The organism is Ruegeria sp. CDSA141, assembly GCF_059612005.1.
Genome location: NZ_JBXWPT010000001.1, coordinates 784987 through 794832 on the forward strand (window position 1 = coordinate 784987; position 9846 = coordinate 794832).

Annotated in this window: 9 protein-coding genes; 3 read left to right on the plus strand and 6 right to left on the minus strand. The window is 54.7% G+C overall.

Annotated features, from left to right (window positions below; all coding sequences use genetic code 11):
• Positions 1 to 435 precede the first annotated feature (435 nt).
• From AC2FLP_RS03920 to AC2FLP_RS03930, 3 genes are read right to left on the minus strand one after another with little or no spacing between them, the layout of a single operon-like run.
• Positions 436 to 837 (minus strand): hypothetical protein, encoded by a 402-nt coding sequence (locus tag AC2FLP_RS03920; protein ID WP_299893532.1) that lies wholly within the window; start codon positions 835 to 837, stop codon positions 436 to 438.
• Positions 837 to 1472, minus strand: a complete 636-nt coding sequence (locus tag AC2FLP_RS03925; protein WP_299893530.1) for a hypothetical protein — start codon at positions 1470 to 1472, stop codon at positions 837 to 839. The genes AC2FLP_RS03920 and AC2FLP_RS03925 overlap by 1 nt, the downstream gene beginning before the upstream one ends.
• The gene (locus AC2FLP_RS03930; protein ID WP_496680601.1) at positions 1396 to 1878 is read right to left on the minus strand and encodes a transposase; all 483 of its coding nucleotides are present in this window, start codon (positions 1876 to 1878) and stop codon (positions 1396 to 1398) included. Before AC2FLP_RS03930 ends, AC2FLP_RS03925 begins: the two co-directional genes overlap by 77 nt.
• Positions 1879 to 2437: 559 nt before the next feature.
• Between AC2FLP_RS03930 and alaS the strand changes: the two genes are divergently transcribed.
• The 3 genes from alaS (at position 2438) to AC2FLP_RS03945 (ending at position 6392) form a co-directional block, all read left to right on the plus strand.
• Positions 2438 to 5110 (plus strand): alanine--tRNA ligase, encoded by a 2673-nt coding sequence (gene alaS / locus AC2FLP_RS03935; protein ID WP_496680598.1) that lies wholly within the window; start codon positions 2438 to 2440, stop codon positions 5108 to 5110.
• A 1-nt stretch (position 5111) separates the two neighbouring features.
• Entirely contained in the window at positions 5112 to 5399 is a 288-nt protein-coding gene (locus tag AC2FLP_RS03940; RefSeq protein WP_117868918.1) for a DUF1330 domain-containing protein, read from the plus strand.
• Positions 5400 to 5768: 369 nt separating this feature from the next.
• A complete protein-coding gene (locus AC2FLP_RS03945) occupies positions 5769 to 6392 on the plus strand; it encodes a transglutaminase-like cysteine peptidase (protein ID WP_496680594.1) in 624 nt (207 codons plus the stop codon).
• 75 nt (positions 6393 to 6467) lie between these two features.
• Here AC2FLP_RS03945 and AC2FLP_RS03950 read toward each other — a convergent pair whose 3' ends face one another.
• The 3 genes from AC2FLP_RS03950 to AC2FLP_RS03960 form a co-directional block, all read right to left on the minus strand.
• Positions 6468 to 6911: a hypothetical protein gene (locus AC2FLP_RS03950; RefSeq protein WP_496680592.1), complete on the minus strand. Its 444-nt coding sequence runs from the start codon at positions 6909 to 6911 to the stop codon at positions 6468 to 6470.
• 463 nt (positions 6912 to 7374) lie between these two features.
• The gene (typA, locus tag AC2FLP_RS03955; protein ID WP_117868919.1) at positions 7375 to 9192 is read right to left on the minus strand and encodes a translational GTPase TypA; all 1818 of its coding nucleotides are present in this window, start codon (positions 9190 to 9192) and stop codon (positions 7375 to 7377) included.
• Between the two features lie 76 nt (positions 9193 to 9268).
• Positions 9269 to 9604: a DMT family transporter gene (locus tag AC2FLP_RS03960; RefSeq protein WP_117868920.1), complete on the minus strand. Its 336-nt coding sequence runs from the start codon at positions 9602 to 9604 to the stop codon at positions 9269 to 9271.
• Positions 9605 to 9846 lie beyond the last annotated feature (242 nt).

The window sequence follows — 9846 nt, forward strand, 5'->3', positions numbered from 1 at the left end:
TTTTGGGTAGATCAGACTTTCGAAGCGCCGTTTAATCACCCAAAAAAACTAGACGATGCTTCGACTGCCTTTAGATGATCCTGGAGACCGTTATCAGGAACTTCTTGCGTCGTTTTAAAGTCCAAACCAACGATCCACTTATTTGATCGATCTAGCCCACGAATAGAGCTTGTTTTTCCCGCAAATGAGTTTGACCGCCTCATATTCACCGAACGTTGTCAGTGGAAAGCGGCAGAGAACCAACAACTCAAGTTATGATATTTCGATTCTAGAATTTATCAAAATTTCCTCTTGTACGAACCCAGAAATAGACTTCGTCAAACGTGGAGGAGAAAGAACTGGGCCGACTACTACAGAAAGCGGAGAGAGATATTGGTACGAATATTTTCGACCGCTCAAATGCTAAAGTAAACAACGGCTTTGCGCTTGACTAGATTAGAAACTGAAGAGATCCCGATCATAGACAAAGCCCTTTGCAATACCGAGCTTCATAGCGGGGCTCTTGTGTTCTTTTACCATGAGGTCGGGGTAGTTATGCGCAAACCTCAAGATGTCCACCAGCTTCATAACCATGACCGGATTGTAGTACTGCTTGTAGTACCACAGACTTCTGCGGCCCGAGGTTGCCAAGCCACGCTCAAATCCCATGACCTTAGTTCGTGCCCGAGCGTGATACATGTCTACCGGATGCGTTCCCGCCCGAACTGCGAACTGGGCCATCTGGGCAAAGTCTAATTGTGTCGGGTCAGTGCGGAAAATCACCCTCTTATGCGGCTCATTGATGAAGTGGAATGGATAGTGAATGCCGGCCGTTTCAGACTGACCGGTATGATCCATTAGCAGATCCCTGATATCGTAGAGCGCCATATTTCCAAAGAAGGTTTCCAAAAGTACTCTATAGCGCCGTCCTTTGGCCTGGTGACAGCCTGATCACCGTCTCCAGGCAAGAACCCTGCCTGACGCATCAAATGCTCCGCGCGCTCAAACTCCCTGTTACCATCAGTCACAAACCCCAGGCGCCGCGGATGGCTTTCATTCTTTGCTATGGTGACGTCTGCAATCCGCACCAAGCTCTTCTGCACTTCATTTTTAAACACAGCCAAAAAGGCTGAAGAGACACCCGTATCGCGGTCAACTGAAAAGTTCAGCAGTCGATACTTCTTACCGATCTTCTTCTTGAGCAGCATGATATGCGCAAACTCGGCCGCGTCTTGTCGAACCCTCGCGGCCTTCTCAAGGAGCCTGATATCGTCATCAAGCTCTCTAGGCTTTTTGTTACGGTGCCACCTACTTGATTTTGGGTTGGTCGTCTCGTGTCGTTTGCAAATGAACTCGATGTACTCACTGGCAAACCAAATCCGAGCTTTCTCTCGCATAGAACGAGGCTTGTCTTTGTCACCGACAATGTCCATCGCACTCGACGGCAAGCGGGTGAATGTCGGGATCAACATCTGTTGTAGACGCGATGACATACTTGCTATCATTGTGGACGGTGCACATTTGGCGCACTTCTACAAGTTTACGAATACCTTTGTCGGGCCAGTTCACCTGAAGGATTTGTGTGTCCGTGGCGAAGTGAGGACTATTTCCTTCAAATACTTCGGGCAGTCGCTTCTCCCGCTCTGCTGCAAAGGCTTGGCATTGCTCGTGGATGAAGTCGATCTTCGAATAGACTTCCGGAAGTGATGTATCGAGGTATCGTGAGATAGCTGAAAGCGTCACGCCATTAACCAGCAATCTAAAGACTTTTCCATTTAGATCTCTACGCTTTTGTCGCCTCGTCGAGCGGCCAATCGAAAAGGTCTTCTTGCACGCTCTGCACTGATATCTTGGATCTCCTTTGGCCGTTTTGCCGAACTTTCGATACCGGCTGGGCATCAGCTCAACGGTCGCTCCGTGATTGACACAAACAACACTCGGACAACTTTCACGTTGTGTTCTTCTGTTCAGGCGGGAGAGCCTTGCGTGTTTTCCGCCAGAGCTTTGTTGGATTTGAGGATGCTAGACCGTCCGCAACTTGGGCAAACATAGGTGCGCTCACCTCCAAACCCGGAGACCTTGCCCCGCGCCAAGTTTGAACCCGGAGTAGCTGGTCGGCCGCGCCCATCTCTTGGGTCAGGAAATACGCCGTAAAGGTCACAAAGTGGGTTGCGGCAAAAATTGACTGAGAAACCTCCAGGCAGGCGAGGAAACCGAGTTCTTATTTTGTTCGAAGATTTTCGCGAAGCCTTCTTGCGTTCCGGCACGTCACAAGCTCATATTTCTTAACGAAAACGACCAGCAGCCTAGCTGCTGGTCGAAAGCTCGTAAATATTTATCTATAGCGGCTTGTCGTCGGGCCGCCTTGTTTCGTTCGGGCACACCTCTGCTGTGGACACTCCTCTGACGGGGGGATAAACCTGCGGAGACCAAGATTTATGTGCGCCGAGAGAGCCCTATGCCAACCCTGAACGACATCCGATCGACCTTTCTGAACTACTTTGAAAAACAGGGGCATGAGGTCGTGGCGTCCAGCCCGCTGGTGCCGCGCAACGACCCTACGCTTATGTTCGTCAATTCGGGCATGGTACAGTTCAAGAACCTGTTCACCGGCCTGGAAACACGTGACTACAAGCGCGCCACCACAGCGCAGAAATGTGTGCGTGCTGGCGGCAAGCATAACGACCTCGACAATGTGGGCTACACTGCGCGCCACCATACATTCTTCGAGATGTTGGGGAACTTTTCGTTCGGTGATTACTTCAAACACGAAGCGATCCCGTTCGCGTGGGAACTGATCACCAAGGAATTCGGAATCGACAAGAACCGCCTGCTTGCTACGGTCTATCATACTGATGACGAGGCGTTTGAAATTTGGAAAAAGGTCGGTGTTCCCGAAGACCGGATCATCCGCATCGCCACCAGTGACAATTTCTGGCAGATGGGTCCGACCGGCCCCTGCGGCCCGTGTACCGAAATCTTCTACGATCATGGCGACCACATCTGGGGTGGCCCTCCGGGATCGGCCGAAGAGGATGGCGATCGATTCATTGAAATCTGGAACGTCGTTTTCATGCAGAACGAGCAGTTTGAAGACGGCTCGATGGTCGAACTCGACATGCAATCGATCGATACGGGCATGGGGCTCGAGCGCATCGGTGCGTTGTTGCAGGGCAGCCATGACAATTATGACACCGATCTGTTCAAGGCACTGATTGAAGCGTCGGCCGATGCGACTGACGTGGATCCTTACGGGGATCAGAACGTGCACCACCGTGTGATTGCGGACCACTTGCGTTCGACCTCGTTCCTGATTGCGGATGGCGTGATGCCGAGCAATGACGGCCGCGGTTATGTTCTGCGTCGCATCATGCGTCGTGCCATGCGCCATGCTCACCTGTTGGGTGCCAAGGATCCGGTCATGTACCGACTCGTACCGTCACTCGTACAACAAATGGGTGGGCACTATTCAGAGTTGACCCAGGCACAGCCATTGATTGAAGAGACTTTGTTGCTTGAAGAAACCCGCTTCAAGCAGACGCTGGATCGGGGGCTGAAGCTGCTTGACGACGAAGTATCTGGCCTTTCCGAGAGTGCGCCATTATCCGGTGAAGCGGCCTTTAAGCTGTACGATACTTATGGCTTCCCGCTGGACCTGACGCAGGATGCGCTGCGTGAGAAGGGCCGGACGGTTGATACAGACGGTTTTGACGCGGCGATGGCGAAACAGAAGGCCAAGGCACGAGCTGCCTGGGCGGGGTCGGGTGAAGCTGCTGATCAGGCAGTCTGGTTCGATGTTCTGGATACCGCCGGGGCGACCGACTTCCTTGGCTATGACACCGAGAAGGCTGAAGCTCAGGTTGCTGCTTTGGTTGTTGACGGCGCTTTGGTTGAAAAGATCGATGCAGGCGACAGCGGCTGGGTCGTGGTGAACCAGACCCCATTCTACGGCGAGGCAGGTGGCCAGGTCGGTGACACTGGCGAGTTGCGGCGCCTAGAAGATCGCGATCACCTCAGCCGGGTGGAGGACACCAGGAAATTCGCCGATGGGAAAGTCTATGCACATAAGGTGACGGTCGTCAGCGGTGCTGTGTCAAAAGGTGATGCTGTCGAGCTGGAAGTCGATCATGCGCGCCGCACTGCAATCCGGGCCAACCACTCGGCCACGCACCTGCTGCATGAAGCACTACGGGAAACGCTGGGCGACCACGTGGCGCAGCGCGGCTCGCTGAATGCGGCCGATCGTTTGCGGTTCGACTTCAGCCATTCCAAAGCGCTGAGTCTTGAGGAAATCCAGAAAGTCGAACGTGAGGTGAACGACTTCATCCGCCAGAACTCGGCTGTCGAGACACGGGTCATGACACCAGATGATGCGCGCAAACTGGGCGCGCAGGCATTGTTCGGTGAAAAATACGGTGACGAGGTTCGTGTTGTTTCGATGGGCAAGGCGTCTACGGGCAAGGGCCATGATGGCGAGACATGGTCGATTGAACTGTGTGGCGGTACCCATGTGCGCCAGACGGGTGACATTGGCACGTTTGTCGTGATGGGGGACAGTGCAAGCAGTGCCGGCGTGCGTCGCATCGAAGCGCTGACCGGGGATGAAGCTTTTCGGTACCTTTCGGCGCAGGATCAACGTCTTGCAAAGGTGGCGTTGGAACTGAAGGCGCAGCCGGACGATGTTGTGGCACGCGTGAAGGGCCTGTTGGAGGAACGCAAGTCACTGCAGAATGAAGTGGCTCAGTTGCGTCGTGATCTTGCGATGTCCGGCGGGGCCGGGAAGGGTGGTGGCGCCGAGGCACGTGATGTGAACGGAGTGAAGTTCATGGCACAGGCCCTCAGCGGTGTATCCGGGAAAGATCTTCCGGCATTGATCGACGAACACAAGGCTCGACTTGGGTCAGGTGCGGTGCTGCTTATCGCGGATACAGGCGGCAAGGCTGCGGTTGCGGCCGGCGTTACCGAAGACCTGACAGGGACCATTTCGGCGGTCGACCTGGTCAAGGCCGCCGTGGTGGAATTGGGCGGCAAAGGCGGTGGCGGTCGTCCGGATATGGCTCAGGGCGGCGGCAAGGACGCGTCGAATGCGGATGCGGCGATCAAGGCCGCAGAACAGGTTTTGGGAGGATAAGATGGCGGCACTTTGGATTGCGCATGTAACGGTGACTGATGCCGAGGCGTACGGAAAATACGCTGAATTGGCAGGACCAGCCATTGCCAAGCACGGGGGAGCCTTCATCGCCCGTGCCGCGCGTTATGTTCAGTTGGAAGGCAAGGAGCGACCACGTAATGTCGTCGCCCGGTTCCCATCGCTTGAAGCAGCGGTCGAGTGTTACAATTCGGATGATTATCAGCAGGCACTGAGTCACGCACGCGAGGCAAGTGAACGTGAATTGGTTGTGGTTGAAATCACAGAGTGATCGCCAGGTTTCACGACTTGAAACGTCGTTTGCCGTAGAGTCTGGCAACGAATAGGCAATCATCTGCTTATGTCAAAATCGATCAAGGAAACTCAGCCCGCAAACATGGGCTGAGATTAATTTTACATTATTGCAGGCACTTACGTGATTTTGGTGCCGCAGATTTTAGAGCTTCGCGCCCGAATTGTGGCCGAGCCATCCAATTTCTTGCGCGAAAAGGTCAGATTAGCGGACGAAATTTCGCCCTTTTTCCCCTTCAACTTTTTAGGTGATTGCTTGGGCAGGGTTGTTCGCAGATAGTTTCATGAATCGGAATGCGACCCTGTTTGACGTGCGATCGTGCGAAAAACACCGGATTGGGGTACAGGCATGAAACACTTTACAAATCTGGCCAAACGGATTGGTTCCAGACTTTTGCCGGTTTCGGTGCGGGTCGTCAGCATCTGTGTTTTAGGCATCTGCACCTTTGCCATGACCTCGGTCGCGCATGCGTCCGGGATTGGGTTTATCCCAAGTGTCGCGTCTTCACCACCTCCGTCCGGAGCCGCCAACTTGTGCGCTCAATACAATTGGGCCTGCGCAGGAAAGCGATCCGTATCCTTGTCCAGTCAGCAAGAACTGAAGGTTGTCGAACAAATTAACCGGCGTGTGAACAGGTCGACCCGCGAAGTCACCGATCAATCTCAGTACAAAACGACCGAGCGATGGGCGCTGCCCACCGCCAGGGGCGGTGATTGTGAGGACTTCGCGCTGTTGAAGAAAAGAGACTTGATCCATGCGGGGGTCGATCCAAGCAAACTCTTGATCGCTACTGTTCTGGACACGCGCCGGGTGCCTCATGCGGTGCTGGTGTACCGCTCTTCAAACGGTGATTTGGTTTTGGACAACCTCACAAACCGTATCAAACCCTGGACAGCGACGCGGTACCTGTTTCTTCGTATGCAAGACCCGAACCGGCCCGGAAGTTGGGTTGGTGTTTACGGGCATAGCTGAGGAAAACTGAAAACCTTTTTTGAGAAAGTGAATACCGGTGCAATCGAATCTTGCACCGGTATTTTTGCTTCCACACTAGAACGTTTCGCCGCCGCCTTCACCTTCGCCGCCGCCTTCACCTTCGCCGCCGCCTTCACCTTCGCCGCCGCCTTCACCTTCGCCGCCGCCTTCGCCGCCGCCTTCACCTTCGCCGCCGCCTTCACCTTCGCCGCCGCCTTCGCCACCGCCGCCGCCTTCGCCACCGCCTTCGTTTTCACCACCAGTGCCGCCACCTTCACCGCCAGTGCCACCGCCTCCAGCGCCAGTGGTGCCAGCTCCACCGCCTGAACCGCCGCCACCACCGAAAGCGGGGCTGCTGTCGGCAGTCTCATCAGACGGACCATCACCGGACCGCTGATCACTTGCGCCGATCGATGCTGTCGGAAAATCAGAAAGCAAGTCTGCAAGTGGCGTACATTCAGCTCCGACACGCGCAAGAATTTGTTCGAAATCGTGCCGGCGCTGAATGTATCGGATCATACCCGATGTTACAGCGTCGCACTCACATAGAACCTGCGCGGACGCAGCGGATTGTCTGGCCGTTTGAATCGTACACGTCCCGGCTGCGAATGCTTCGCCAGTGGGCGAAAATAAAAAAGTAGTGGCTACAAAAAAAAGCGGGATACTGCTTGATTGGACACCCATTTGAAACTCCTCGAAACTCGATATTCAACTACGTGTTCATATGAACCACCGATGCGCCGGTGTTTATGAACCACGTCACACAACTGGCATATTTTCACCTTAAATGGGTCTCAATCACAATACGTGGAGTGGGTGAGTGGCAAAATCTTAATGCAACTTAAAGCAGAAAGAATTCTCTTTTCAAAAGAAAACCGGGCGTATTGCCCGGTTGTCTATTTTTCATCTTTTGTCCGTTTGGACGCAAAAATGCCACACTGAGGCAATTGTTTCTGATTGCGACGGCGGGTTGCCCGAATGATCAGGCCGACTTGGCCATCCGCTTCCGTTCGTGAGGATCGAGAAAGCGCTTGCGCAGGCGTACAGCGTTGGGTGTGACCTCGACCAGTTCATCGTCGTCAATATACGCAATCGCCTCTTCCAGTGAGAACTGAATGTGGGGTGTCAGGCGAACGGCGTCGTCTGAACCGCTGGCGCGTACGTTGGTCAGTTTCTTGCCTTTCAGCGGGTTCACTTCCAGATCATTGTCGCGAGAATGCTCACCTATCACCATGCCTTGATAGACATCCGTTTGGGGGCCGACAAACATCCGACCTCGCTCCTCGAGGTTCCAGAGGGCATAAGCGACGGCCTGACCTTTTTCCATCGAGATCAGAACGCCCGCCCGACGCCCCGGGATCTGACCTTTGTGCGGAGCCCAGTCGTGGAACACGCGGTTCAATACGCCCGTACCGCGCGTGTCGGTCAGGAACTCGCCGTGATAGCCGATCAGGCCGCGGGACGGTACGTGGGCAATGATGCGGGTCTTGCCAGCACCTGCGGGGCGCATTTCGACCAACTCACCTTTGCGTGCGCCGGTGATCTTTTCGATCACCGAGCCGGAGTATTCATCATCCACGTCGATGGTGACTTCCTCGATGGGTTCCAGACGTTGCCCGTTTTCTTCGCGGAACAAAACCTGCGGGCGCGAGATGCTGAGTTCGAAACCCTCACGGCGCATGTTCTCGATCAGAACACCCATCTGCAATTCGCCTCGGCCTGCGACCTCGAATGCCTCGCCGCCGGGCGTGTCGGTGATGCGGATCGCAACATTCGATTCGGCTTCTTTCATCAGGCGATCACGGATAACGCGTGACTGAACCTTCTTGCCATCCCGACCGGCCAACGGAGAATCGTTGATCCCAAAAGTAACGGTAATCGTCGGCGGGTCGATGGGTTGTGCAGGCAGGGCTTCTTCGACCTGCGGAGCAACAAGGGAATCTGCCACTGTGGCTTTGCTCATGCCTGCGATGGTGACGATGTCACCGGCTTCTGCCACGTCGATGGGCTGCTGTGCCAGTCCGCGGAATGCAAGTATTTTCGAAGCGCGGAAGTTTTCGATCACCGTTCCATCGCGGCTGAGCGCCTTGAGGTTGTCGCCTGCCTTAAGAGTGCCGCTTTCCACACGACCTGTTAGAATGCGGCCGATGAACGGATCGCTGCCCAAAGTTGTGGCCAGCATCCGGAACGGCTCGTCCTTGTGCTCGACCTGCTTGGGGGCAGGGACGTGATCGACGATCAGGTCAAACAGGGCGCTCAGGTCCTTGCGGGGGCCGTCCAGCTCCATGTCTGCCCAGCCCGAACGGCCCGAGGCGTACATCGCCGGAAAGTCCAGCTGGTCGTCATCGGCACCGAGGTTTGCGAACAGGTCAAAGCACTCGTCCAGTGCGCGGTCAGGTTCCGCGTCCGGTTTGTCGACCTTGTTCAGAACCACGATTGGGCGAAGACCCAGAGCCAGGGCCTTGGAGGTCACGAACTTGGTCTGCGGCATCGGGCCTTCTGCGGCGTCAACCAGTAGGACAACTCCGTCGACCATGCTGAGAATGCGTTCCACTTCACCGCCGAAATCGGCGTGGCCGGGTGTGTCGACAATGTTGATGCGGGTGTCTTTCCACTCGACCGAAGTTGCCTTGGCCAGAATGGTGATACCACGTTCGCGTTCCAGATCGTTGCTGTCCATGGCGCGTTCCGCCACGGACTGGTTTTCCCGGAACGCGCCGGATTGTTTGAGCAGCTCATCCACCAGGGTCGTCTTGCCGTGGTCAACGTGAGCGATGATTGCGATATTGCGCAGGTCCATGAGAGGTCAGCCTTTGAACGGGAAGTTGCCGCGCGCATAGCGCGGCGCGACAAAATATACCAGCCCTAACCGTGGATCAGTGACCAGCAGTCTTGGAAAAGAGGTGAATGATCAGGATTCCCGCCAATATCATGGTAAGGCCAAGTACCGCCGGCCAATCCAGTTTTTGACCGAAAACGATGAAACCGATCACGGCGATCAGAAAAATTCCCAGACCTGACCAGATCGCGTAGACAATGCCAACAGGCATGAATTTCAGCGTCAACGCCATGAAGTAGAAAGCGACTCCGTACCCCACGACCACAAGGACGGACGGCCAAAACCGCGTGAATTGTTGACTGGCCTGCAACGCGGTGGTGCCAATGGTTTCCGCAATAACGGCTAGCATCAGATACAGATACGCTTGGGGCATTTGAATCCTCAAATGGGGAAGACACATCGCGTTGAGCATGAAATTGAAGGTCTGAGCAAGGTAAATTTCCATCTCGACCAGGTAGAACGTCAGCCGAGGTCAGGTATACCTTACTGTTCTGAAAATCGAAATAGTGTAATGTTCTCAACATATTTTATCTTTTGTTAGGCTCTAGACTCATTGATTTACAGCCAGAACAGCACGGTGGCTGCTAGAGCGATGGCCGACAGGAAGACTTTTGG

Bases quoted from the DNA above. Each gene is read 5' to 3' on its own strand.
- AC2FLP_RS03920 (WP_299893532.1), bottom strand. From the start codon at position 837: ATGGATCATACCGGTCAGTCTGAAACGGCCGGCATTCACTATCCATTC.
- AC2FLP_RS03925 (WP_299893530.1), bottom strand. From the start codon at position 1,472: ATGTCATCGCGTCTACAACAGATGTTGATCCCGACATTCACCCGCTTG.
- AC2FLP_RS03930 (WP_496680601.1), bottom strand. From the start codon at position 1,878: ATGCCCAGCCGGTATCGAAAGTTCGGCAAAACGGCCAAAGGAGATCCA.
- alaS (WP_496680598.1), top strand. From the start codon at position 2,438: ATGCCAACCCTGAACGACATCCGATCGACCTTTCTGAACTACTTTGAA.
- AC2FLP_RS03940 (WP_117868918.1), top strand. From the start codon at position 5,112: ATGGCGGCACTTTGGATTGCGCATGTAACGGTGACTGATGCCGAGGCG.
- AC2FLP_RS03945 (WP_496680594.1), top strand. From the start codon at position 5,769: ATGAAACACTTTACAAATCTGGCCAAACGGATTGGTTCCAGACTTTTG.
- AC2FLP_RS03950 (WP_496680592.1), bottom strand. From the start codon at position 6,911: ATGATCCGATACATTCAGCGCCGGCACGATTTCGAACAAATTCTTGCG.
- typA (WP_117868919.1), bottom strand. From the start codon at position 9,192: ATGGACCTGCGCAATATCGCAATCATCGCTCACGTTGACCACGGCAAG.
- AC2FLP_RS03960 (WP_117868920.1), bottom strand. From the start codon at position 9,604: ATGCCCCAAGCGTATCTGTATCTGATGCTAGCCGTTATTGCGGAAACC.